Origin of the sequence: Nocardioides sp., from assembly GCF_029937575.1 — a bacterium.
GTDB lineage: Bacteria > Actinomycetota > Actinomycetes > Propionibacteriales > Nocardioidaceae > Nocardioides.
Genome location: NZ_JAPYPS010000007.1, coordinates 88,326 through 111,726, shown reverse-complemented (window position 1 = coordinate 111,726; position 23,401 = coordinate 88,326). Strand labels below are relative to the sequence as shown.

Sequence of the window (23,401 nt, the reverse complement as noted above, 5' to 3'; positions counted from 1 at the left end):
CGCGTCAGCCGCACCCCACCCGGACCGCCCCAGCCCCTGTGACAGCCACGCCCCCGACCGACGCACTGCTCGCCTTCGACCGCGAGCACGTCTGGCACCCCTACACGTCGATGACCGACCCGACGCCGGTGCGGATGGTCACCGGCGCCTCGGGAGTGCGCCTGCGCCTGGACGACGGGGCGGAGCTCGTCGACGGCATGTCGTCGTGGTGGGCTGCGATCCACGGCTACGGCCACCCCGCGATGGAGTCGGCGGTGCGCTCGGTCGACTTCGCGCACGTGATGTTCGGCGGGCTCACCAACGCCCCGGCGATCCGGCTGGCCCAACGGCTGGTGGAGATCACCCCGGCCCCGTTGGAGCGGGTCTTCCTCGCCGACTCGGGCTCGGTGTCGGTCGAGGTCGCGCTCAAGATGGCGCTGCAGTGGCAGCGCGGCGCCGGGCGGCCCGAGCGCACCCGCATGCTGACGGTGCGCGGCGGCTACCACGGCGACACCTTCGGCGCGATGAGCGTGTGCGACCCCGACGGTGGGATGCACACGATGTGGAGCGGCGTGCTGGCCCAGCAGGTCTTCGCGCCGCGCCCACCGGCACCCGACGGTGACGTGCAGGCCTGGGCGGACGACTTCGCAGCGGTCGCCGCCGAGCACGCTCACGAGATCGCGGCGATCATCGTCGAGCCCGTGCTCCAGGGCGCCGGCGGCATGTGGATCTACGACGACGACTGCCTCCGGGTGATGCGCGAGGTCGCCGACGAGCACGGCCTGCTGCTGATCTTCGACGAGATCGCGACCGGCTTCGGTCGCACCGGGACGCTCTTCGCCGGCGAGGCCGCCGACGTGGTGCCGGACATCATGTGTCTCGGCAAGGCGCTCACCGGCGGCTACCTCTCGCTGGCCGCGGTCGTGTGCACCGACCGGGTGGCGCGCGGCATCTCCGGCTCGGAGTCCGGCGTGCTGATGCACGGGCCGACCTTCATGGGCAACGCCCTGGCCTGCACCGTCGCACTGGCCAGCCTCGACCTGCTCGTCGCCAGCGACTGGCGCGCGCAGGTCGCCGGTCTGCACGCCGGCCTGGTCGGCGGGCTCGCGTCGCTTCACGAGGCTGCCGGTGTGAGCGACGTCCGCACCATCGGCGGCGTCGGTGTGGTCCAGCTCGACCACGACGTCGACGTGGTCGCCGCGACCGACGCGGCGGCGTCGCACGGCGTGTGGCTGCGACCGTTCCGCGACCTGATCTACACGATGCCGCCGTACGTCTCCACCGAGCGGGACGTGGCCCAGATCTGCGCCGCGATCGCCGCCGCGGTCGAGGTCGCCTGATGGCCGCGTCGCCCGGGTCCGACTGGTCCGCCTGGTTGGCCGAGCAGGCCGAGGCCCGCCGTACGGCCGGCTTGGAGCGCTCGCTGCGGCCACGCGCCGCCGACGACGCGACCCTCGACCTGGCCGGCAACGACTACCTCGGGCTGACCCGCGACCCGCGCGTCACGGCTGCGGCCGCCGCGGCAGCCCGGGTGTGGGGGGCCGGGTCCGGTGCCTCGCGCCTGGTCACCGGCACCCTCGACCTGCACGCGTCGTTGGAGGGAGCCCTCGCCGCCTACCTCGGCCAGCCAGCCGCACTGTGTTTCTCCACCGGCTACCACGCCAACCTCGGGCTGGTGGCAGCCCTCGCCGACCGCGACACCTTGGTGGTCTCCGACGCCCACATCCACGCCTCCCTGATCGACGCCGTCCGGCTGTCGCGGGCCTCCCTGACGGTGGTCGCGCACAACGACGTCGAGGCCGTACGTCGTGCCGTCACCGCGGGCGCCGGGCAGCGGATCCTGGTGCTCGCGGAGTCGGTCTACTCCGTGCTCGGCGACGCCGCACCCCTCCCCGAGCTCGCCGACATCTGCGAGGTGGCCAGCGCCCTACTCGTGGTCGACGAGGCGCACGGGGTGGGCGTCCACGGCCCCGGACTCGTGCACGCGGCCGGCCTGGCCTGGCAGCCGCACGTCATCGTGACCGCGACGCTGTCGAAGTCGCTCGGCAGCCAGGGCGGCGCGGTCCTGGGCGACCCGGCGATCATCGAGCACCTGGTCAACGCGGCGCGGCCGTTCATCTTCGACACCGGCCTCGCGCCGGCCGCGGCGGCCGGCGCGCTGGCCGCGCTGGAGGTCCTGGTCGCCGAGCCCGGTCTGCCCGGGATCGTGCAGGCACGCGTGGCCGACCTCGCCGCTGCCCTCGGCGTCCCGCCGAGCGTCGGCGCTGTGCTGTCGGTCCCGATGCCGTCTCCGCAGGCGGCCGTCGCCGCTCAGGCGGCCGCCGCCGAGCAGGGCGTCCGGGTCGGCTGCTTCCGCCCGCCGTCAGTGCCCGACGGGATCTCGCGGCTGCGGATCACGGTCAACGCCGGGCTCTCCGACGAGGAGTGGTCGCGCGCGGTCGAGGTGCTGGTGGCCGTGGCCAAGGAGCACCAGTGACCCGTCTCGTCGTCGTCACCGGCACCTCCACCGACGTCGGCAAGACGATCGCAACGGCTGCCCTCGCGTGCACCGCCGACGGGCGGGTGCTGGTCGTGAAGCCCGCGCAGACCGGGATCGTGGCCGACGAGTCGGGCGACAGCGGCGAGGAGGGCGACGCCGACGTGGTGGCACGGCTCACCGGGTGCGACACCCGGACCCTGGTCACCCTGCCCGAGCCCCTCGCGCCCGACACCGCCGCCCGCCGCGCCGGGCTGCCGCTGCCGACCGTGGCCGAGCACGCCGCCGCGATCCTGGACCTCGCCTCGGGCTACGACACCGTCATCGTGGAGGGCGCCGGCGGGCTGCTGGTGCGCCTGGACCACGAAGGCGGCACGATCGCCGACCTCGCCGCGCTCCTGGGCGCGATGACGCCGGTCGAGGTCGTCATCGTCTGCGCCGCCGGCCTCGGCACCCTCAACCACACCGAGCTCACCGTCGGCGCCCTGCGCTCGCGCGGCATCGAGCCGGTCTCGCTGGTCATCGGGTCCTGGCCCGACTCCCCCGGCCTCGCCGAGACCTGCAACCGGACCGACCTGCCGCGCGGGACCGGCGTACCGCTGCAGGCCGTGCTGCCCGAGGGCGCCGGCGACCTCGAGCCGAGCGCGTTCGTGGCGGCGGCTCCCGGCTGGTTCTCGGGATAGTCCCTGACGAAATGGCCCCTGATCGGACCGTCGAGGGGCCATTTCGTCAGGGACCGTCCCGACCTAGGCTGGACCACGCCCGAGGAGCTCCGCAGCACGTGGAGCGTGGACCGAGCTCACGTCCATCCCGGTGGCCTCCGGTCGTGCCACGGTGCGGCCGTCTCCACCTGGGCCGCCAGGGAGAGCAACAGCTCCTCCTCGGCGGGACGCGCGGCCAGCATCACCCCGACCGGCAGACCGCTCGGGGTCCGGTGCAGCGGCAGGTTGACCGCCGGCATGCCGGTGACGTTCCAGGCCGATGTCCACGGGGTGAAGGCCTTCTGGGCCTCGAAGTCGCGGGCCGGGTCGGCGTCGTCACGGAGCTCGCCGACGAGCAACGGCGGCGCCGCCAGGGTGGGCGTCAGCACGGCGTCGTACGGCTCCAGGGCCTCGAGAGCAGCCGCGGCGAACCGACGCATCGCGCCGATCGCGAGCCCGAACTCCGGTCCGGTCACCGCGCGTCCGCGCTCCGACAGCCAGCGGGTCAGCGGACGGAGGAGGTGCTCGCGGTCCGGTGGCGCCGCTGAGAGCGCTGTCAGCACGGCCCAGCAGGTCTCGAAGACCGGCACCGCCTCCTCCGACAGCGGCACGGGCACGTCGACGACGTCGTGGCCCAGCCTCTCCAGCAGCCGGGAGGCGTCCTCGTAGGCCTCGACGCACTCCGGGTCCACGGGCGCGTCGGAGATCACCGGCGTGATGAACCGGGCCACCCGCAACCGACCCGGAGCGCGGTCGCACGCGGCGAGGAACGGCCCCGTCGGCGGCTGGGCCCACGATGGGTCGCCCGCGCGACGACCGGCCAGTACGTCGAGCAACGCGGCCGCGTCGCGCACGGTGCGGGCCAGCGTCCCGGCCGTGGAGAGGCCGACGGGGTCGCCGTACATCGGGGCGCCGCTGATCCGCCCGCGTGAGGGCTTCAGCCCGACGAGGCCGCAGCACGACGCCGGGATCCGGATCGAACCGCCGCCGTCGGAGCCCTGCGCGACCGGCACGAGCCCGGCGGCAACCGCAGCGGCGGCGCCACCGGAGGAGCCCCCCGCCATCCGGGTGCGGTCCCAGGGTGTCACCGCGGGCGGTCGTCCCTCCGGCTCGGTGTAGCAGGGCGAGCCGAACTCCGGCGTGCTCGTCTTGCCCAGGCTCGGCATCCGCGACCACTCGATCGCCTCCGTCACGGCGTCGGAGACCTCGGGGACGAAGTCGTCGAAGGCGGCCGAGCCGAAGGTCGTGCGCACCCCGGCGGTGAGGTTGAGGTCCTTGATCGCCGTCGGTACGCCGTACAGCGGCTGCTTGGCGCCGGCCCAGTCCGATCCGCGGGGCGCGTCGGCGTCGCGAGCCTGGTCCCGGGCACGATCGGCCGTCACGGTGACGAAGGCACCGACGTCGTCGAGCCGCGCGGTGCGCTCCAGGTAGTGCTCCGTGAGCTCGAGCGACGTCAGCTCACCGGAGGCGATCAGCGCGCCCTGCTCGAGAGCGGTCAGGTCGTGGAGCGCGGCCATGGCACGAGGGTAGTCACATCACGGTGCCCAGGACCGCCACTCCGCCCGCGACGACGGCGACGTAGATGGGAAGGGCGAGGAGCGGCACCCAGAACGCGACCTTGCGGCGCGCCATCCGCACGACGGCCCATGCGGTCGTGGGCGCCCAGGCCACGACCGGGGCCAGCTCGATGAGCAGGACCGCCAGGCCGACCCGGTCGGTGCAGGCGCTGTCAGCGCAGTTGGCGCCCGCCATCAGGAAGAACAGCCCGAAGGTCAACGACAGCAGCCCGCCGAGCCCGAGCAGGACGATCAGCACGACCGTCACCGTCATGTCGGCAGGTCGGGCCGGACGCGCCGCCGTCGGCGGCGCCGGCGGCGCCGGCGGCGCCGGCGGCGGAGAGCTCATCCGCTCATCGTGGCACGAGGACGAGTCCGGGCTCGTCCGTCATTCACAGCTGCTGGCGCCGCAACCCGTAGGTCAGGCCGTCGACCAGCGCTCCCCACGAGGCCTCGATGACGTTGTGGCCGACGCCCACGGTGATCCACGACGAGGCTCCGTCGGTGGTCTCGATCAGGACGCGGGTGATGGCGTCGGTGCCGTGGCCCTGGTCGAGGATCCGCACCTTGTAGTCGATCAGCTCGAACTTCGCCACGCCCGGGTAGGCCTGCACGATCGCGGAACGCAGCGCGGAGTCGAGCGCGTTGACCGGACCGTTGCCCTCGCCGGTGACGACGTAGCGCACTCCTGCGGCGCGAAGCTTGACGGTCGCCTCGGAGACGGCCTCCTCCGACTCGGCGCGGTGGGTGAGCGTCTCGGTGATCACGCGCCAGGACTCCACGTCGAAGTACGACGGGCGGTGCCCCTCGACCTCCTCGACCAGGAGCAGCTCGAAGGAGGCGTCGGCCGCCTCGAACGTGTAGCCCCGCTGCTCCATCTCCTTCACCCGGGCGGTCACCCGGGCGACGAGCTGCTTGTCCCCGGACAGGTCGAAGCCGAGCTCGCGGCCCTTCAGCTCGATCGAGGCCCGCCCGGCCATGTCGGAGACGAGCAGGCGCATGTCGTTGCCGACGCCCACCGGGTCCATGTGCTGGTAGAGGTTGGGGTCGACCTTGATGGCGCTGGCGTGCAGGCCGGCCTTGTGCGCGAACGCCGAGGTGCCGACGTAGGGCTGGCGCGAGGCGGGCGGGACGTTGGTGACCTCGGCGACCGCGTGCGCGATCCGGGTCGACTCGCTCAGCAGCCCCTCGGGCAGGACCTGGTGGTCGAGCTTGAGCTGGAGGTTGGCCACGACCGTGACCAGGTCGGCGTTGCCGGTGCGCTCGCCGTACCCGTTGATGCAGCCCTGGACGTGCGTCGCCCCGGCGTCGACGGCGGCCAGCGTGTTGGCCACCGCGCAGCCGGTGTCGTTGTGGCAGTGGATGCCGACGCGCACCTCGGTTGTCTCGATGACGTCGTGCACCACGTCGGAGACCCACGTGGGGAGCATCCCGCCGTTGGTGTCGCACAGTGCGATCACCTCGGCACCGGCGCCGTACGCCGCGCGCAGGACCTCGAGTGCGTAGTCGCGGTTGCGGCGGTAGCCGTCGAAGAAGTGCTCGGCGTCGAGGAAGACCTGCTGCCCCTCCTCGCGCAGGTGGGAGACGGTGTCGCGGATCATCTCGAGGTTCTCCTCGAGCGTCGTGCGCAACGCGAGCTCGACGTGGCGGTCGTGCGACTTGGCGACCAGCGTCACCACGGAGGCGCCGCTGTCACGCAGGGCCGCGACCTGGGGGTCGTCGGCGGCGCGTACGCCGGCCTTGCGCGTCGAGCCGAAGGCGGCGAGCTTGGCGTGGCGCAGGTCCAGCTCGCTGCTCGCCCGGCGGAAGAACTCGGTGTCCTTCGGGTTGGCGCCCGGCCAGCCGCCCTCGATGTAGCCCACCCCGAGGCCGTCGAGCTGGCGCGCGATGGACAGCTTGTCGGCGACCGAGAGGTTGAGACCCTCCTGCTGCGCGCCGTCGCGCAGGGTGGTGTCGTAGACGTGGAAGGCGCCGTGCAGGTCCATCAGTGACTCTCACTTCGATCTGGTTCGCAGGTCTGGGGCAACAAAAAAACCTCTCGTCGGACGAGAGGTTGGCGCATCGAGCGGGTGCTCGATGCGCTAGCGAATGATGATGACGCGGTGCTGCATGCCTCCATGGTGCCATGCCTGCGCCCGGTGTGGCGCACGTCCCACGATCCGGCCGCGTGCGGATGCCGTCCGGGGCCGCGCTCGCGCGACGAGTGAGCGCTCAGCGCTCGAACGGCACGCCGGTGCCCGGCGTCCAGGACACGTCGTTGGCGGCCACCCAACCACCGGCGCCACCGGCCGCGAGCAGCAGCACCGTGACCGCGATCAGCCACCACCCGACCGTGCGGCTCGCCGGCGTGACGACTCGCCCGAGCGGGGAGCGGACGCGACGTCCACCCGGCCCCCACCACAGCGAGAGCGCGAGGACGACGCCGCTGCCGAAGAGCGACCAGGCCAGGGGGGCGTTGACGGCGTAGCAGACCAGGCCGACGGCCGCCGCGAGCCCGGCGCTCCAGAGCACGAGCAGCACGGTCCCGCCGATGGACTGCACGAGGTGCCAGGGGGTGTGCAGGAGCAGCTGGACCCCGTCGTACCACTTGCGGCCGCGGGTCTGACGGCGCGCCTCGACACCGCTGGCGGCCAGGGAACCCGAGCGCAGCAGCCAGACGGCGATCACCAGGACCGCGACGGCGAGCCAGGGTACGGCGGCGCACGCCGCACCGACCGCACTCGCGCCCGCCAGCACCATGACGAGGCGGCGCAGGCGCTCGCCCAGCGCGACCCGCTCTGCCGGCACCTCCCACGCGACCTCCCGGCCGGCGCCGTCGACACCCGGCGGCGGGTACGGCGCCGCGCCCGGCCACGGGGCGAGGGTCGGAGCGGCGGACTCAGGTGACGGGGCCGGTGACGGGGCCGGTGATGGGGCCGGTGACGGGGCCGGCCACGGCCGCGCCTCGGTCGGCATCAGCCGGGTGCCGCCGGGCGCCCGGGGCTCGACGAGGGTGGGTGCCGCCGGCGCACTGCCGGGCCCGTCGTCGTACGACGGGGCGAACAGCGCCATCGTCGCCGCGAACGGGTCCGGCTCGTCGTCCCGGGCGGACGGACCCGGTCCGGGCACGGGAGCCGGGGCGAGGACCGGCGAGGGCCGGGTGGTCTGGGGGCGGAGCCAGGCCAGGATCGACTCGAGGCTCGGGCGGCGGTGCGGCTCGGGGTCCAGCGCGGCGACGACGACCCCGTGCAGAGTCCCCGTCAACCCGGAGAGGTCGTGCTGGCCGCGGCGCACGCGATCCATGATCGCCATCGACGGACCCCGGCCGAACGGCGAGCGCCCGGTGGCCGCGAACGCGACGGTGGCCGCCCACGAGTGCACGTCGGAGGCAGCCGTGGCGTCCTCGCCGTAGAGGATCTCGGGGGCCAGGTAGCCGGGGGTGCCGAGCAACCACCCGGTGTGGGTGAGGCGCGGGTCGTCGGCGACGCGCGCCAGGCCGAAGTCGATCAGGATCGGGGTGCGGCCCTCCATCAGCACGTTGGACGGCTTGACGTCGCGGTGCAGGACGCCGACGCCGTGCACCGACGAGAGTCCCTCGGCGAGGCAGGCGGCGAACCACAGCAGGTCGCTGCCCTCGATCACGCCCTCGTGGGCGACGTGGTCGTGCAGCGACAGCCCGGGGACGTAGCGGGTGGCGACGTACGGCACCGGCGCCCAGGGGTCGGCGTCGACGATCTCGGCCACCCAGCGGCTCCGGATCCGCGACAGCGAGCTCACCTCGCGGGCCAGCCGGCTGCGCGCCTCGTCGTCGCCGACGATGTGGGGGCGCAGCACCTTCAGCGCCACCCGGTCACCGCCGGGCCGCCGCGCGAGGTGCACCACGCCCATCCCGCCCTCGCCGATCTTGGCCAGCAGCGTGTAACCGCCCACGGTGACGAGGGCGTCGCTGCTCGGCGTGGTGCTCACCCCACGAGGCTACCGACCGCGCGCCCTACTCGGCGGAGACGGCGCCGGCCAGCGCCTCCACGAAGGTGTCGAGGCTGTACGAGAGCGACAGCGCGGTCGGCGGCGAGACCGAGGAGACGATGTCCTCACCGGAGACCGTGGCCACCCGGTCGTCCTGGAACTGCTCCATCACCTGGTACGTCGGGTCCGCGGCGATCTCGTCGGCGCGGTCCTGGGTGGCGGCGTAGGAGAGCAGCACGTCAGAGGTCAGCTGGTCGACGTTCTCGGTGCTGAGCGTGTAGAAGAAGGTGCTCTCCCCGGTGTCGAGCTCGTCGACGCTGGGGGCCACGGTGAAGCCGAGGTCCTCGAGGAACTGCACCCGCGGGTCCGCGGCGCTGTAGACGTAGAAGGCACCGGGGTCGATGGCGACCGCAGCGATCGTGGTGCCGTCGAACTCGGGGTGCGCCTCGGCGGCGGCGGCCACCTCGCCGTCGATGTCGGCGAGCAGCTGATCGGCTTCCTCGCCCTGCCCCAGCACGTCACCCACGGTCGTGATGACGTCACGCCACGGGGTCGACCACGGCTCGTCGGGATACGCGACGGTCGGGGCGATCTGGGTGAGCCGGTCGTAGTCGGCCTCGGTGATGCCGGAGTAGTTGGCCAGGATGACGTCGGGAGCCGCGGCGGCGATCTCCTCGAAGGGCGGCGCCTCGCCGGGGGTGAGCGTCGTGGGCTGCTCGGCGCCCAGCTCCTCGAAGGCCTGCTCCTGCCAGGGCATGAAGCCCTCCTCGGAGGCGCCGTAGACGAGCTTCTCCATGGCCACCGGGACCACGCCGAGGGCGAGCACGGCGTCGGGCGTGCCCCAGCCCCACGTGACGACCCGCTCGGGCTGCTCGGAGATGTCGGTGCTGCCGAAGGTGTGCTCGACGCTCACCGGCTCGAACTCCGACTCAGAGCTGGTGGTGTCGTCGGTCTGGGAGTCCTCGGTGCTGTCCTCGCTGCCGCAGGCGGCCAAGGACAGGGCGAGCACACTCATCGCGAGCGGGAGAGCCAGGCTGGACAGGCGGGTCTGGCGGGACCGGGAGGTCCTTCGGCGAAGGGACGACACGTCCACTCCTCACAGTACGGACCGGTCGAGCCGATCGGTTATTAGGTCAGGCTAACCTTACCGCATGGGCTTCGCGGCGCTCGCGGACCCCCGCGGGGATGACCATCGGGGTCCCGGTCACCGGGTCGCTCAGCACCCGGGCCACCATCCCGAAAGCCTCCTGCACGCACGCGGCGTCCAGCACGTCGGCCGGCGCCCCTTCCCGCACGAGCCGGCCCGCTGCCATCACCACGAGGTGGTCGGCGTAGCGCGCGGCGAGGTTGAGGTCGTGCAGCACCATCACCACGGTGGTGCCGCGCTGCTCGTTGAGGTCGGCCAGCAGGTCGAGGACGTCGACCTGGTGGGCGATGTCGAGGTAGGTGGTGGGCTCGTCGAGCAGCAGGATGCGGGGGTCCTGCGCGAGCATCATCGCGACCCACACCCGCTGGCGCTGGCCGCCGGAGAGCTCCTCGACGCGGCGCTCGACGAGGTCGTGGGTGTCGGTCAGCGCGAGCGCGCGCGCCACGGCGTCGGCGTCGTCCCCGCTCCAGCGGTGGAAGGCACCCTGGTGCGGGTGCCGTCCACGACCGACGAGGTCGGCGACGCTGATGCCCTCGGGGGCCACGGGCTGCTGCGGCAGCAGTCCGAGCACCGACGCGACCTCACGCGGGCGCATCCGGTGCAGGTCCCTGCCGTCGAGCTCGACCCGTCCCTCGACCGGACGCAGGATCCGGCCGAGGCCGCGCAGCAGCGTCGACTTGCCGCACCCGTTCGCGCCCACGATCGCGGTGACCTGACCGGTCGGGACCGCGAGGTCGATGCCGTGCACCACCCGCCGCTTGTCGTAGGCCAGGTGCACCCCGTGCGCGACCAGCCGTCCGATGGGTGCGTCCATCGCCTGCTCCTCCTGCTTGCTCGAGCGCCCTGACTCAGCCACGGCGCGTGCCTCCGGTGGCCATCAGCCAGATCAGGTAGGGCCCGCCGATCGCTCCGGTCACGACACCGACGGGCACCGAGAGGTCTGCAGGCAGTAGGTGCTGGGCGAACAGGTCGGCGCCCACCACGAGCACCACGCCCACGAGGGCCGCCTCGGCCAGCGCCAGGGTCCCGTCGGCCAGGAGCCGGCGCGCCACCGGGGCGGCCACGAACGCCACGAACGCGACCGGCCCCGCGGCGGCGGTCGCCGCGCACGCCAGGGCCACACCCAGGGCGACGACGCCGGCGCGCACGAGCTCGGGGCGCAGCCCGAGGCTGCCGGCCTGGTCGTCGCCGAGCAGGAGCAGGTCGAGACGGCGCGCGACGAGGGCGACCAGCGGCACCAGCACGGCCAACGCGAGAGCAAGAACCTGCACCAGCGACCACTCGGCCTGAGCCAGGCTGCCTGCCATCCACCGCAGCGCGACCTGGGCCTGCTGGACCTCGCTGCGGGTCAGCAGGTAGCCCACCACCGCAGCGCACACGTAGGCCACCCCGATGCCGGAGAGCACGAAGCGGTGACCGGTCATGCCACCGCGCCAGGCCACGGCGTACAGCAGCACCCCGACCAGCGATCCGCCGGCGAGCGCGGCTCCCGAGACCGCTGCGCCACTGAGGCCACCCAGGAGCAGTGCCGCGACGGCACCGGCGCTCGCGCCCTGCGAGATGCCGATGATGTCGGGGCTGGCCAACGGGTTGCTCAGCACCGACTGGAACAGCGCCCCGGCGAGCCCGAAGGCGACACCGACGAGGATGCCCAGCAGCAGCCGCGGCAGTCGGAGCTCGACGACGATGAACCGAGCCGAGCCCTCGTCGGCACCCATGAGCGCACCGAGCACCTGGCCGGCGGTGAGCGGGAACTGGCCCATCATCAGCGCACTCACCGACAGCGCGCCGGCGAGCACGACCAGCACCGTCAGGACGCTCGCACGTCGGGCACGCCGGCGCCTGCGCGAGCGACGCAGGCCGGTCGCGGCGGCCTCGTGGCGCGCCGGGGTCAGGGTCGGGAGACCGTCGGCCAGCACCTGCGGGGTCATGCCGCCACCGCCCGCGAGCGGCGCACGATCAGCAGCAGCACCGGGGCCCCGACGACCGCGACGATCAGTCCGGCCTCGAGCTCACCGGGGCGTACGACGAGACGGCCGACGACGTCTGCGGCCAGCAGCAGCACCGGCCCGAGCAGCGCCGAGACCACCACGATCCATCGGTAGTCGAGCCCGATCAGCACGCGCGCCAGGTGCGGGACGGCGAGGCCGACGAAGGCGATGGGTCCCACCATGGAGACGGCCGATCCGCACAGCAGCACCACCGCGAGCACCACCAGCAGCCGACCGCGGGTGACGTCCTGGCCCAGCCCCCGGGCGACGTCGTCCCCGAGTGCGAGGGCGTTGAGCACCCGGCCCGCGGCCAGGGCCAGCACCAGGCCGACCACCACGAAGGGGAGCACGGTCGTGAGCACGTCGAGGGGCCGGTTGGCCAGCGACCCCACCTGCCAGAAGCGGTAGTCGTCGAGCGCCTGGGTGTCGGAGAGCAGCACGACGGTGATCAGCGACGTCGCGGTGGCGGTGAAGGCGGCGCCCACGAGGGCGAGCTTGACCGGCGTGACGCCCTCCCAGCCCAGCGCGGCGGCGCCGTACACGACGACGGCGGCGATCGCCGCGCCGGCGAAGGCGAACCACAGGTAGCCGGTGACCGAGGTGACCCCGAGCCCGGAGATGGCGACCAAGACAGCCAGCGAGGCGCCCGAGTTGATGCCGAGCAGCCCGGGATCCGCGATCGGGTTGCGGGTCACCCCCTGCATCAGCGCCCCCGCGACTCCCAGTGCCGCACCGCCCACGAGACCGACGAGGGTGCGCGGCACGCGCAGGTCACGGACCACGAGGTGGTCGTTGTCACCGGCGACGGGGTCGACCAGCGCGGCCCAGACCTGGGCGAGCGACACGTCGCGAGCGCCCCACACCAGGCTCGCCGTCAGGGCGAGCGCCAGGAGCACGAGCAACGCCAGCACCACCAGCGCCCCGCGGCTCGTCGCCCCACCGACCGGGGCCGGGCCGGACGCTCCGGTCGCGCGGGTGGCGCGGGTGCGCAGGGTCGAGGACACCAACTGAGGTTAGCCTCACCTGCGTCGTAACGCACGCCGGCGTCGTCGTGGGGGTCAGACGATGCGGTGCATCCAGTCGAACCCGTCCTCGGCGCGACCGAACTGGAGGTCGACCAGCTGGGCGCGGATCCGCTCCGCGACGTCACCGGCCGGCACGCTCGGCACCGATCCGCCGTCCCAGCGCAGCTCGCCCACGGGTGTGATGACCGCAGCCGTCCCGCAGGCGAAGATCTCGGTGATCTCGCCGCTCGCGACGCCCTCGCGCCACTCGTCGATGGAGAAGCGTCGCTCCTCGACCCGGTGGCCCATCTTCTGCGCCAGCTCGAGGATGCTGGCGCGGGTGATGCCCTCCAGGATCGTGCCGGTGCCCGGGGTGACGATGTGGCCGTCGGCATGGACGAAGAAGAGGTTCATCCCACCGAGCTCCTCGATGTAGCGGCCCTCCTGGGCGTCGAGGAAGACGACCTGGTCGCAGCCGTGCGACGTCGCCTCCTGCTGGGCGACCAGCGAGCTGGCGTAGTTGCCGCCGGTCTTCGCCGCACCCATGCCGCCGCGACCGGCACGGGTGTACTCCTCGGTGAGCCACAGGCTGACCGGCTTCACGCCGCCCTTGAAGTAGGCGCCGGCCGGGCTGGCGATCACCATGAACGTCACGTGCTGGCTGGGTCGTACGCCGAGGAACGCCTCGGTCGCGATCATGAACGGGCGCAGGTAGAGGCTCTTCTCCCCCGTGGTCGCGTCCGGCACCCAGCGTCGGTCGACCTCGACGAGCGCGTCGACGGCCTGGACGAAGTCCTCGACCGGCAGCTCCGGCAGGGCGAGGCGGTGGCTGGAGCGGAGCATCCGGGCGCCGTTCTGCTCGGGACGGAACGACCACACCGAGCCGTCGGGGTGCCGGTAGGCCTTCATCCCCTCGAAGGTCTCCTGCGCGTAGTGCAGCACCGCCGTCGCCGGATCCAGCGTGAGCGGCCCGTAGGGCTCGATGCGAGCGTCGTGCCAACCCTCGTCCGGGGTCCACTCGACCGTGAACATGTGGTCGGTGAAGTGGGTTCCGAAGCCGGGGTTGGCCAGGATCTCGGCCAGCCGCTCGTCGGAGGTGGGCGTCGTGGTGAGCGTGGTGCTGATCTGCATGAGGGTCACGTTAGTGGGACTTCCTACTAAAAGAGGCGACGGCCGGGTCACGCTGTTGCGTGGCCCGGCCGTCGTGAGTGAGGGGTGCGGGCGGTCAGCCGCCTACTCGCGCGGCGATGGCGTCGCCGATCTCCGGCGTGGAGCGGGCGATGGAGGCATCACGGTCGGCGAGGTCGGCGATGGCCGCTGCCTCGACGGCCGCGGCCGCGTCGGGGTGTCCGAGGTGGTCCAGGAGCAGGGAGACCGACAGGATCGCTGCCGTCGGGTCTGCCTTGAGCTGGCCGGCGATGTCCGGCGCCGAGCCGTGGACCGGCTCGAACATGCTCGGGGCGGTCCGGTCCGGGTTGATGTTGCCGGAGGCCGCCAGGCCGATGCCGCCGCTGATCGCGCCGGCGAGGTCGGTGATGATGTCGCCGAAGAGGTTGTCGGTGACGATCACGTCGAAGCGCGACGGGTTGACCGTCATGTGGATCATCGCCGCGTCGATGTGCATGTAGTCGACGGTGACCTCGGGGAACTCCTCCGCCACGGCCTGGGTGATCCGCCACCACACCGAGCCGGCGTTGACCAGCACGTTGGTCTTGTGGACCAGGGTGAGCTGCTGGCGCGGGCGACGCTGGGCACGGGCGAAGGCGTCGCGCACGACACGCTCCACGCCGAAGGCGGTGTTGACCGAGACCTCGGTGGCGACCTCGTGAGGGGTGCCGACCCGCAGCGCTCCACCGTTGCCCGTGTAGGGGCCTTCGGTGCCCTCACGGACGACGACGAAGTCGACCTCACCGGGGTTCGCCAAGGGTGAGGCGACGCCCGGGAAGATCCGCGAGGGGCGGAGGTTGACGTAGTGGTCGAGCTCGAACCGCAGGCGCAGCAGCAGGCCGCGCTCCAGGATCCCCGGAGGTAGGTTCGGGTCGTTGGGCTTGCCGCCGACGGCACCGAGCAGGATCGCGTCGTGGTCCCGGATCTCGGCGAGCACCGAGTCGGGCAGCACCTCGCCGGTCGCGAGGTAGCGCTCGGCACCGAGGTCGTAGCGAGTCTGCTCGAACGTCACTCCGTCGGGGGCCACGACCTCGAGCACCTTGAGGGCCTCGGCGGTCACCTCCTGACCGATTCCGTCGCCGGGGATGACGGCGAGGCGGACGGTGCTCGTCTGGTCGGACGAGTCCGTGGTGGGAGTGGTCGAAGTGCTCATGGCGGTCTGGTTCACGTGGGGAAACGTTAGTTGTCGTCGGGGCGCTGGCCGCCGTTGTCTCGCAGGTCGAGGGCCGCCTGCAGGGCGGGGTTGTTGGTGGCGCCCATCCGAGCCTCCTCGGCGCGGTGCTTCGCGGGGCCCCAGTCGGGATACAGGTCGTACATGTCGCTCTCCTTCGGTTGGTCCAGCGTGCTGGTCGGTACGGGCGTGCGCCCGACCCGGTGGGTGGTGCTCCGGCGGCCTGCTGCCGTGTCCGGAGATGACCCCGCGGTGGGACCGACCGACGCGGATCACACGTCGGGACTGGACCGTCAGGGATGCGGGTCGCGCACGTGCTGAGAGCGTGCCGCCGCGGAGACATCTACGACCACGACCTGCGCTCGATCGATCAACGATCAGCAGGCGGTGCCGAGGAGCTGAGTGTGAGAGCCGAAGAGCCCGGGTGCGCGGGACTGACACCGCGACGAGGGGGCCTCACGAGCAGATCAGGTCTGCTGGGCCTCGTCGCGGCGCTCAATAAGTACGAGTACGCTCCGCATGGTGCGCTGAGCCTACGACCGGAGGCCTCGGTCGACCACCGTCTTTCCCGAAGTGTTCGGATGGCGAGACGGGAGTCTTGCGATGAAAGACGCGGGGAAAGACTCCTCCCATGAGCGCCTCCCCCGATCTTCCCCCCGTGGTCGAGCGCGCCTTCGCCGTCTCCCGGCGTGCCGGCTACGTGTCGTTCTGTCGCAACGAGACCGGACGACTCCTCGCCATGCTCGCCGCCACCCGTGACGGGACGATGGCCGAGTTCGGGACCGGCTGCGGGGTCGGTACGGCGTGGCTGCGCTCGGGGGTTCGCGGGGAGAAGGCCCAGATCGTCACCGCCGAGCTCGACCCCAAGCTGGCGCGTGCCGCGACTGAGATCTTCGACGACGACCCGCTCGTGGAGGTCCTCGCCGCCAACTGGTCGACCCTGATGGACAAGGGCCCCTTCTCGCTGCTGTTCCTCGACTCCGGGCAGCCCGGCGAGGTGGGCGTCGACGCGGTGGCCGACCTCGTCGAGGACGGCGGCATCGTGGTCCTCGACGACTTCACCCCCTGCGAGAGCTGGCCGCCGATCGCCTACGGTCGCGTCGACGTGCTGCGCGAGCAGTGGCTGACCGACGAGCGGTTCACCACCGTCGAGGTGATGGTCGCCCCCGACGCCTCGACCCTCATCGCGACCAAGCGCTAGCTGGCGGCGACGAAGCGATAGCTGTCGGCGACGAAGGAGCCGGCAGCGTCCATCGCGCACGTTGAGCGAGCGCCCGACCGAGGAACGAGGTCGGGACCGCGAGTCGAAACGCGGTGAGCCGACCGTCTACGGCTGGGACTGCGGGAACTGGGGTCACCGCCGCCAGGCACGTCACCGGGTTTCGACACGCTCGGTCGCGGCCTCGTCCCTCGGCCGGCGCTCGCTGCTCAACCACCGATGAGGCGACCTGAGCTCGTTGCTCGCTCAGCTCACCTCACCCGGCTGCGCCTTGCGGATCACGATCCGCGTCCAGGCGCCGAGGTAGACGCGGTCGTCGCCGGCGACCTCGGTCTTCTGCCCCACCGGGATCGCCGTGGTCGGCAGGGAGCCGAGGCCCCCACCCACGTAGGTGCCGTTGGAGGAGCCGAGGTCCTCGACGAACCAGCGGGAGCCGTCGGTGGTCAGCTGGGCGTGGCGACGGCTGACCCCGGAGTCGGAGTCGAGCTCGATGCCGGGGTCGATGTTGCGGCTGCGCGAGGAGCGTCCGATCAGCACCGACGTGTGCCGCAGCGCGACGACCGCGGGCAGCCCGGGAGACGGCAGCGGGTCGGGACTCTGCTGGTCGGCGTACCAGTCGGGGTCGATCCAGATCTCCGCGACCCAGGCGTCGTCGAGGGCCGGCGACGGGTTGAGGTCGGCAGCTGCGCCGGGTACGTCGACGGCCGGCGCGCTCGTGCCGTCCGCGGTGTCGCCAAGGTCACCGGGGCCGCCGGGCCCGGCCCCGGACCCCGCGGAGAGGTCCAGCGAGGACGCGGGCTCGGGTGGGCGTGGGAGCGCCCCCGTGGTGAAGTCGTAGCCGCAGTTCTCGCAGAACAGGGCGTTGGGCGGAGCCGGGATGGAGCAGTTGGGGCAGGCGTCCCCCGAGGCAGCAGCAGGCGCGGCCGCGCTCGCCGGCGCGTCGTCGACCGGAGCCGACGGCGCCGGAGCATCCATCGCCAGGCCGCACGTGTCGCAGTAGTCGGTGGCGGTGGTCTCGTGACCGGCAGGACACTTCATGGCTGCTGCCTTACTTCTTGATCCGGGTGGTCTTGGTCGAGGCGGTGTCGAGCGCCATCTCGTCGGCCTTGTTGATGGCCGCCTTGAGGCGCACGGTGCCCTCACGCTCGTTCTGGACGTCGACCACCTTCTTGAGCTTGGACGTGGCCTCGTCGTTGCCGGTCTCGGCAGCGAGCTGCACCGCCCTGCCGAGCTTGGTGGTCGCGGTGGCCTCGTCACCCGACGCCTTGGCGGCCAAGCCCTCCTGGATCATCGCGGCGAGCTCGGTCTGCCCTGTGTAGTGGGCGACCTGCTGGTCGATCTTGGCGGTCAGCTCGGAGTTGCCGGACCAGGTCGCCTTCACCAGCGCCTGCGCGAGCACGTCGTCCCCGACCGCGAGCATGACCCGGGCGGCCAGCTGCTCCTGGCCGATCGCCTTGGCGGCCACGCGGACCGCGACGTGGTAGTCGCGCGACTCGTCGGACCAGGCACCCGTGGGGTAGCCGCCGGTCAGGGGGTTGATCACGACCCGGCGGTCGGTGAGGTCCTCGACGGTCGGCGAGACCTGACGCACGAAGAGCACCTGGGCGCCCTGGGGCGACCAGACGCGCAGCTGAGCCTCGGCGACACCCCGCGACATCGAGGTCCGCATCATCTCGCGGAACTGGGTCTCCATCTGGCCGGGCTCGGGGATGATGTCGACGGTGCCGAGCAGCGCTTGGGAGATCCGCCGGATCTCGTCGACCTGCCAGTCGGTGCCGGCGCCGCGGCAGTCGCACTGGAAGTAGCCCGTCGCCCGGGCGATGGCCGCCTCGAACGTGTCGTCGCGCTCACGGTTCTCGCCGTCGGTGAGCAGGATCGCGTGGCGCTGGGTGACCTGCGGCACCGAGCCGAACAGCTGACCGGCGAGGTCGAGCCAGGTGGAGATCGCCGTACCACCGCTGCCGACGAACCGGCTCACGGCCTGCTGCGCCTGGGAGCGGGTCTGGGCACTCATCTGGACCAGGCCGGGGCCCGAGGAGACCGCCGGATAGGCCAGCATCGCCCGGTCGGAGCCGGCGATCACGGCGAACCACGTGCCGTCGACGATCTCGTTGAGCGCCGCGGTCGCCGCCTGCTTGGCCGCCGCCATCGTCTGCGGGCCCATCGATCCGGAGGTGTCGACGATGATGATCTCGCCCGCGGCTCCCCCGCCGGTCTGGCCGGCGGTGCCGGCACCTGCGCAGGTCACCGTGACGATCGCGTTGACGTCGGTCCCCCCGTCGGGCAGGTACTCGTTCTGGAAGACGCTTGCGGTGAACTCGGCCATGGGTCTGCCTCTCAGTCGATCTCGTTCGTCGGTACAGGATTCTGCCCGGTCGCGGGCACGGGTGCGTCGATCCTCGCCAGGGTCACGGTGATGTTGTCGCGACCGCCGCAGGCGTTGGCGTACGCCGTCAGGCCCAGCGCCACGTCGAGCGGTGCCGTGGCCCCGGTGGCCTCGACCGCCCGGACCTGCTCGGTGATCGCGCTGGGCTCGGAGATGTAGTTCCACAGCCCGTCGGAGCAGTTCAGCACCCAGCCGGGACCGGTCAGGTCGAGCGCGGCCACGCGCGGTGTCAGGTCCGGGGCGTCGCGCCCCAGCCAGCGGGTGATCGCATGCCCCTGCGGTCCGTTCTCGGCGGCCTCGCGGTCCATCCCCGCCTCCATCAGCTGCTGGGCAGCCGAGTCGTCGACGGTCACCTGGAGCGCCTCGCCGACATCGGGGACCCAGTAGACGCGGGAGTCGCCGATGTTGGCGACGCTGAGCCGGTTGCCCTCCACGACCGCTACCGAGAACGTCGCCGACGCAGGGGAGTCGGAGTCCGCGGCGGTGGTCTCCACGATGGCGCCGTTGGCTGCCTCGATCGTGTGGGCGAAGGCGGCAGCCACGGCAGCGTCGCGCCCCTGGTCGGTGCCCATCCCTCGTGGGAGCGGGGTGCGCAGGGTCTCCCGCGCCGCGCGCGCGCCGGCCAAGGAGGCGACGTCGGAATCGATGGAGCTGGAGACGCCGTCGAGGACCACGAGCACGGCACGGGATCCGGCCGGTTCGTCAGCCAGCAGCGCCATCGCGTCCTCGTTGCCGGAGTGGACGATGCCCCGGTCACAGACCCCCGCCACCCACGAGGCGGGGGTCTCGCGGAAGTGATCGCGCTCGCTGGGCTGCTTGGTGCCACACGAGGTGCAGTAGCCGTCGGCGTCGACCTCGGCGCCGCACGCGAGACACGGGCGGTCGCCGGCGGCGCCCGACCCCGAGGCGCCCGAGAAACCCGGGGAGCCCGCGAGCGGCGTGATGCGTGTCGGGGCGCTGATGGGGCCGCTGCCGAGCTCCTCGAACGGTGCCGGCTCAGCAGCGACGTCCACGTCCCCAGTGCCCACGGAGCTCGGGCCGGTGACCTTCGAGCCGCAGGCCTCGCAGAAGACCGCGCCCTCGGGGAGCACCTCCCCGCAGGCGGGGCAGCTGGAGGGGGTGCTCATGTCAAACTCCAGACACGCACCGCGTTGGCCCGGTTGACGAGCTCGATCCGCTCGGGCAGTGCCTGGGCGTCGCGGGCGAGCAGCCGGTAGCCGCGCTCGAGACCGGTGCGCAGGCCGGCCTCGTCGGCGTCGTACGAACCGATCTTGGCCTTCTTCGTGCCGCCTCCGGCCTGCACGATGGCGAGCCCCTGCTCGAGGATCCGCACGGTGTAGCGCCCCTGGGTCGCCGGGTCCATGGACGCCGACTCGATGGAGCGCATCGCCTGGTCCAGGACCGCGAGGTCGGAGGAGCCCTGACCCAGCAGCACCTCGGCACGAAGCTGGCGGCTCTCGGGGTAGCCGCGGCTCGTGCGCGGCACCCAGTCGAGGGCCTCCACGGCGGCCGCGGCGTCGCGGCGCTCGGCCCGGATCCGGGCCACCCCGAAGGCGGCGGCCGCGATGTAGGCGGCGTCGGTCGAGGCGCAGGTGATGTAGAGCCGCTCGGCGACCTGCGGCAGGCCGCCTCGCTCGCACGCCACGGCCAGGGCGAGCTTGGGGGCCAGCTCGCCCGGCACCTGCTGGTAGACCGCGTTGAACGACGCCTTCGCACCCTCCCAGTCACGGTCCTGCATCGAGGCCAGTCCGTCGATCCACAGGGCCCGCCACTCCCACGGGTCCTCGGCGAGCATCTCCGCGGCGATCGCGTGGACGGTCGTGACGTCGGCCAGGTCGAGAGCGGCGTAGCCCCGGGCCAGACGCACCTCGGGCGACTGCTCGGGCGCCTCGTCGGTCAGCATCTTGAGCCGTACGGCGGGATCCTCGGCGCCCACTCCGGACAGCCACGCGTGCTGCGGGTCGGTGGTGTCGTCGCGCAGGTCGGGCAGCTGGGACCACTCGAGGACCGAGCGGGAGGTGCTCGGCGCCTCGAACAGCACCGAGGCCACCGACGTGGCCGCCGTGCCGATGGTGCGCTCGCCGATCTCCTCGCGCAGCACGCCGAGCATCTGCGTGCGCAGCTCGTCGGCCGAGGCGAAGCGGTCGGCGGGGTCGGGCTCGCAGCACTTCGCGATGAGCCAGTAGAGCGAGTCGTTCTGGGCGAAGAGCGGGGTGGACTCCACCGGCGGCAGGGAGTGCAGGTAGGTGCCCTGGTAGCCACGGAACTCCATGCACAGCACGAGCAGCGTGCGCCCGATCGTGTAGATGTCCGAGGCGATGCTCGGGCCGACCTGGGCGACCTCCGGCGCCTGGTAGCCGATCGTGCCGTAGATCGCCGACTCGAGGTCGTCGATGCGTCGCACGCCTCCGAGGTCGATCAGCTTCATCGCGTCGCCGACCTGGATCATGTTGTCGGGCTTGAAGTCGCAGTAGACCAGGCCGAGGTCGTGGAGATACTGGAAGGCCGGCAGCACCTCGATCAGGTAGGCCAGCGCCTGGTCGATCGGCAGTGGGTCGTAGGCCCCACCGTTGGCGCGCATCCGCTCCTTCAGGACCTGCTTGAGGGACTGCCCGCCGACGTACTCCATCACGATGTACCCGGCGCCCTCGTGAGTGACGAAGTTGTAGATCTCGACGATCAGCGGGTGCTCGACCTGGGCGAGGAACTGCTGCTCGGCGATCGCCGCGGCCAGCGCGTCGGGGTCGCCGGAGTTGAGCAGGCCCTTGAGCACCACCCACCGGTCCGAGACGTTGTTGTCCTTGGCGAGGTAGATCCAGCCCAGACCGCCGTGGGCCAGGCAGCCGACCATCTCGTACTGGCCGGCGACGATGTCTCCGGGCTGGAGCTTGGGGGTGAAGGAGTACTCCTGGCCACACTGGGGACAGAACCCCTCGGTGCGCCCGGGTACGCCGTCGCGACTGCGGCCGATCGCGTTGCCGCACTTGGAGCAGCTGCGCTTGGACTCGGGGACCTCGGGGTGGGGGTTGATCGCCTTCGACGGGTCGACGGGAGGCGCCGGTGGCACGCTGGTCAGACCGGCGCCGATCCGTGCCGCGCGCAGCCGTTGCGAGCCGGAGCGCGCTCGGCGTGTGGCCAGGGAACCGGCGGCGGCGCGCTCGGAGCCGAAGGCGGCGGACTGCACACGGCTGGCCGAGGTCGCCACGGACACCTCGTCGCCCACGGCGGCCACCGAGCCCTGCGGGCCGCCTGCGCCGGTCGCGGCCCCCGTCGACGGCGCGGCCGCCATGCCGCAGGTGTTGCAGTAGCCGTACTCGATGGAGCCCCCACAACCCGGCTGAGTGCAGGCGGAGCCGTCGGCTGCGGGCGGACCCCCGCTCGCCGCGGCCGCCGGAGCGGAGCCCGGCGACGAGGCGGCCGGGGCCCCGGTGGCGCCGGCCATGCCACACACGTTGCAGTAGCCGTCTTGGATCTCGCCGGTGCAACCGGGCTGGGTGCAGGTGCTCATGAAAGGTCCTTAGCAGCAGGGTCGAACTGGGTGAGCCACGTCTGGTAGGCCGTCACCAGGGCGCGGCAGACGCTCATCGGGGCGGGTCTGCGCCCCAGCACCTCTCGCGCGCGGCGCTCGCTGGTCATCAGGTCGTCGCGGTCGCCGATCCCGATGGCTCGTGCCTTGGCGGCGTAGGCGTCGAGGAGCCCGAGAAGGTCGGCGTGCTCGGTGAGGGCTTCGGAGTAGGCGGTGTCGGCGATGGCGAGTGCCTGCGCGACCCGGTTGAGCCGGTCGAGGTAGGGCCCGATCTCGTCGGGGGTGTTGGGCACCGGGCCCAGCGCCGCCAGGTCGGGTACGGCGTAGCGCGGCGCCGGGTCGACCGTGGCGATGCAGCGCCGCGACAGCTCACGCAACGCCGCGGCGCGGGTCGTGAGGTCGGCGAGCAGGGAGCGCGCCGCGGCCACCTGCTCACGGGCGCCGCGACGACGCGCGTTGCCCACGATGAGGTCACGCTCGAAGACGGCCGCCTCCTGCTCGAGGGGCCCGAGGAGGCCTCCGACGTCGGCGCCCCGACCGGCTCGGGTGGTGACGTCGTCGAGTCGTGCCATCAGGTTGGCCAAGCGGTCGACGATCGCGTCGCGACCGACCTCGGGCTCGAGCGCGACCTGGTCGCGCAGTCGCTCGCACTGGGCGCGCAGGTCCTTGATCCGGGCCGCCGACCGGCCTGCCCCGGGGCTCAGGGCCAGCTTGGTGCGCAGCTGCGCGGCGAGAGCATCGGAGAGCTTGCACGCCTCCGGCACGGTGACCGCCATGCCGCGGACGCCGGCCAGGTCTCCCCCCGCCTCGAGGCGACCCCAGATCAGGGCGGCGATCTTGTCGCGCTCGGGGCCCAGGACCCGGCCGCCGTCCCAGGTGGCGAACATCTGCTGGTAGCGGTCGGCGACCGCCTTCCACAGGGCCAGGGACAGCGCGATGTCCGCGCTGATCTCTCGCCCGCGACCCGACGTCAGTGCCGCCGAGTCGAGCTGGTCGAGCTCGTGGCGGCGTCCACGCACCCAGGCCTCGAGGGCATCGAGGTACTCGCGGATGGCGAAGGGCTGCGGCGCCTGGCCGAGCCCACCGGGCGCCCCGGGCGCCGTGATCGTCGGGGAGGTGTCGGTCACGGGCGT

20 protein-coding genes are annotated in these 23,401 nt (G+C 72.6%); 4 read left to right on the top strand and 16 right to left on the bottom strand.

The features are described 5' to 3' along the window. Positions 1-38: 38 nt before the first annotated feature. The 3 genes from Q1K33_RS04635 to bioD are packed head-to-tail and all read left to right on the top strand — an operon-like array spanning position 39 to position 3,138. Complete coding sequence (locus tag Q1K33_RS04635) at positions 39-1,319, top strand: adenosylmethionine--8-amino-7-oxononanoate transaminase (protein WP_300401147.1); 1,281 nt, start codon at positions 39-41, stop codon at positions 1,317-1,319. Next, positions 1,319-2,455, top strand: coding sequence for an 8-amino-7-oxononanoate synthase (locus Q1K33_RS04630; protein WP_300401145.1), 1,137 nt, complete (start codon positions 1,319-1,321; stop codon positions 2,453-2,455). The genes Q1K33_RS04635 and Q1K33_RS04630 overlap by 1 nt, the downstream gene beginning before the upstream one ends. Beyond that, positions 2,452-3,138, top strand: a complete 687-nt coding sequence (bioD, locus tag Q1K33_RS04625; protein ID WP_300401144.1) for a dethiobiotin synthase — start codon at positions 2,452-2,454, stop codon at positions 3,136-3,138. The genes Q1K33_RS04630 and bioD overlap by 4 nt, the downstream gene beginning before the upstream one ends. A 116-nt stretch (positions 3,139-3,254) precedes the next feature. On the opposite strand, the gene Q1K33_RS04620 is transcribed toward bioD, so the two are convergent. From Q1K33_RS04620 to Q1K33_RS04570, 11 genes are all read right to left on the bottom strand, one after another. Continuing rightward, the gene (locus Q1K33_RS04620) at positions 3,255-4,673 is read right to left on the bottom strand and encodes an amidase (protein ID WP_300401143.1); all 1,419 of its coding nucleotides are present in this window, start codon (positions 4,671-4,673) and stop codon (positions 3,255-3,257) included. A gap of 13 nt (positions 4,674-4,686) precedes the next feature. Next, a complete protein-coding gene (locus tag Q1K33_RS04615) occupies positions 4,687-5,061 on the bottom strand; it encodes a DUF6264 family protein (RefSeq protein ID WP_300401141.1) in 375 nt (124 codons plus the stop codon). A 43-nt stretch (positions 5,062-5,104) separates the two neighbouring features. After that, complete coding sequence (gene cimA, locus Q1K33_RS04610) at positions 5,105-6,697, bottom strand: citramalate synthase (RefSeq protein ID WP_300401139.1); 1,593 nt, start codon at positions 6,695-6,697, stop codon at positions 5,105-5,107. A 226-nt stretch (positions 6,698-6,923) separates the two neighbouring features. Next, positions 6,924-8,657, bottom strand: a complete 1,734-nt coding sequence (locus Q1K33_RS04605; RefSeq protein WP_300401137.1) for a serine/threonine-protein kinase — start codon at positions 8,655-8,657, stop codon at positions 6,924-6,926. A 25-nt stretch (positions 8,658-8,682) separates the two neighbouring features. Further along, on the bottom strand, positions 8,683-9,744 hold the full coding sequence (locus tag Q1K33_RS04600; protein WP_300401135.1) for an iron-siderophore ABC transporter substrate-binding protein: 1,062 nt from the start codon (positions 9,742-9,744) through the stop codon (positions 8,683-8,685). Between the two features lie 46 nt (positions 9,745-9,790). Continuing rightward, entirely contained in the window at positions 9,791-10,660 is an 870-nt protein-coding gene (locus Q1K33_RS04595) for an ABC transporter ATP-binding protein (protein WP_300401133.1), read from the bottom strand. Next, on the bottom strand, positions 10,653-11,735 hold the full coding sequence (locus Q1K33_RS04590) for an iron chelate uptake ABC transporter family permease subunit (protein ID WP_300401131.1): 1,083 nt from the start codon (positions 11,733-11,735) through the stop codon (positions 10,653-10,655). The genes Q1K33_RS04595 and Q1K33_RS04590 overlap by 8 nt, the downstream gene beginning before the upstream one ends. Then, entirely contained in the window at positions 11,732-12,799 is a 1,068-nt protein-coding gene (locus tag Q1K33_RS04585; protein WP_300401129.1) for an iron ABC transporter permease, read from the bottom strand. Before Q1K33_RS04585 ends, Q1K33_RS04590 begins: the two co-directional genes overlap by 4 nt. A gap of 54 nt (positions 12,800-12,853) precedes the next feature. Next, complete coding sequence (locus Q1K33_RS04580; protein WP_300401127.1) at positions 12,854-13,930, bottom strand: branched-chain amino acid aminotransferase; 1,077 nt, start codon at positions 13,928-13,930, stop codon at positions 12,854-12,856. 94 nt (positions 13,931-14,024) lie between these two features. Continuing rightward, on the bottom strand, positions 14,025-15,119 hold the full coding sequence (locus tag Q1K33_RS04575) for a 3-isopropylmalate dehydrogenase (RefSeq protein ID WP_300401125.1): 1,095 nt from the start codon (positions 15,117-15,119) through the stop codon (positions 14,025-14,027). 26 nt (positions 15,120-15,145) lie between these two features. Next, complete coding sequence (locus tag Q1K33_RS04570; protein ID WP_300401123.1) at positions 15,146-15,283, bottom strand: hypothetical protein; 138 nt, start codon at positions 15,281-15,283, stop codon at positions 15,146-15,148. A gap of 485 nt (positions 15,284-15,768) precedes the next feature. Here Q1K33_RS04570 and Q1K33_RS04565 point away from each other — a divergent pair, with 485 nt between their 5' ends. Continuing rightward, positions 15,769-16,338 (top strand): class I SAM-dependent methyltransferase, encoded by a 570-nt coding sequence (locus Q1K33_RS04565; RefSeq protein WP_300401121.1) that lies wholly within the window; start codon positions 15,769-15,771, stop codon positions 16,336-16,338. Positions 16,339-16,602: 264 nt separating this feature from the next. Here Q1K33_RS04565 and Q1K33_RS04560 read toward each other — a convergent pair whose 3' ends face one another. From Q1K33_RS04560 to Q1K33_RS04540, 5 genes are read right to left on the bottom strand one after another with little or no spacing between them, the layout of a single operon-like run. Next, positions 16,603-17,394 (bottom strand): FHA domain-containing protein, encoded by a 792-nt coding sequence (locus Q1K33_RS04560; RefSeq protein WP_300401119.1) that lies wholly within the window; start codon positions 17,392-17,394, stop codon positions 16,603-16,605. A gap of 10 nt (positions 17,395-17,404) precedes the next feature. Further along, complete coding sequence (locus tag Q1K33_RS04555; RefSeq protein ID WP_300401117.1) at positions 17,405-18,682, bottom strand: VWA domain-containing protein; 1,278 nt, start codon at positions 18,680-18,682, stop codon at positions 17,405-17,407. Between the two features lie 11 nt (positions 18,683-18,693). Next, entirely contained in the window at positions 18,694-19,869 is a 1,176-nt protein-coding gene (locus Q1K33_RS04550; protein WP_300401115.1) for a protein phosphatase 2C domain-containing protein, read from the bottom strand. Beyond that, on the bottom strand, positions 19,866-22,250 hold the full coding sequence (locus Q1K33_RS04545; RefSeq protein ID WP_300401113.1) for a serine/threonine-protein kinase: 2,385 nt from the start codon (positions 22,248-22,250) through the stop codon (positions 19,866-19,868). The genes Q1K33_RS04550 and Q1K33_RS04545 overlap by 4 nt, the downstream gene beginning before the upstream one ends. Then, positions 22,247-23,395, bottom strand: a complete 1,149-nt coding sequence (locus Q1K33_RS04540; RefSeq protein WP_300401112.1) for a hypothetical protein — start codon at positions 23,393-23,395, stop codon at positions 22,247-22,249. The genes Q1K33_RS04545 and Q1K33_RS04540 overlap by 4 nt, the downstream gene beginning before the upstream one ends. Positions 23,396-23,401: the final 6 nt, after the last annotated feature.

What these genes read in the sequence shown, in the direction of transcription:
- cimA (WP_300401139.1), bottom strand. Translation starts at nt 6,697, where the DNA reads ATGGACCTGCACGGCGCCTTCCACGTCTACGACACCACCCTGCGCGAC.
- Q1K33_RS04560 (WP_300401119.1), bottom strand. Translation starts at nt 17,394, where the DNA reads ATGAAGTGTCCTGCCGGTCACGAGACCACCGCCACCGACTACTGCGAC.
- Q1K33_RS04570 (WP_300401123.1), bottom strand. Translation starts at nt 15,283, where the DNA reads ATGTACGACCTGTATCCCGACTGGGGCCCCGCGAAGCACCGCGCCGAG.
- Q1K33_RS04615 (WP_300401141.1), bottom strand. Translation starts at nt 5,061, where the DNA reads ATGAGCTCTCCGCCGCCGGCGCCGCCGGCGCCGCCGGCGCCGCCGACG.
- Q1K33_RS04590 (WP_300401131.1), bottom strand. Translation starts at nt 11,735, where the DNA reads ATGACCCCGCAGGTGCTGGCCGACGGTCTCCCGACCCTGACCCCGGCG.
- Q1K33_RS04575 (WP_300401125.1), bottom strand. Translation starts at nt 15,119, where the DNA reads ATGAGCACTTCGACCACTCCCACCACGGACTCGTCCGACCAGACGAGC.
- Q1K33_RS04630 (WP_300401145.1), top strand. Translation starts at nt 1,319, where the DNA reads ATGGCCGCGTCGCCCGGGTCCGACTGGTCCGCCTGGTTGGCCGAGCAG.
- Q1K33_RS04545 (WP_300401113.1), bottom strand. Translation starts at nt 22,250, where the DNA reads ATGAGCACCTGCACCCAGCCCGGTTGCACCGGCGAGATCCAAGACGGC.
- Q1K33_RS04555 (WP_300401117.1), bottom strand. Translation starts at nt 18,682, where the DNA reads ATGGCCGAGTTCACCGCAAGCGTCTTCCAGAACGAGTACCTGCCCGAC.
- Q1K33_RS04550 (WP_300401115.1), bottom strand. Translation starts at nt 19,869, where the DNA reads ATGAGCACCCCCTCCAGCTGCCCCGCCTGCGGGGAGGTGCTCCCCGAG.
- Q1K33_RS04620 (WP_300401143.1), bottom strand. Translation starts at nt 4,673, where the DNA reads ATGGCCGCGCTCCACGACCTGACCGCTCTCGAGCAGGGCGCGCTGATC.
- Q1K33_RS04565 (WP_300401121.1), top strand. Translation starts at nt 15,769, where the DNA reads ATGAGCGCCTCCCCCGATCTTCCCCCCGTGGTCGAGCGCGCCTTCGCC.
- Q1K33_RS04580 (WP_300401127.1), bottom strand. Translation starts at nt 13,930, where the DNA reads ATGCAGATCAGCACCACGCTCACCACGACGCCCACCTCCGACGAGCGG.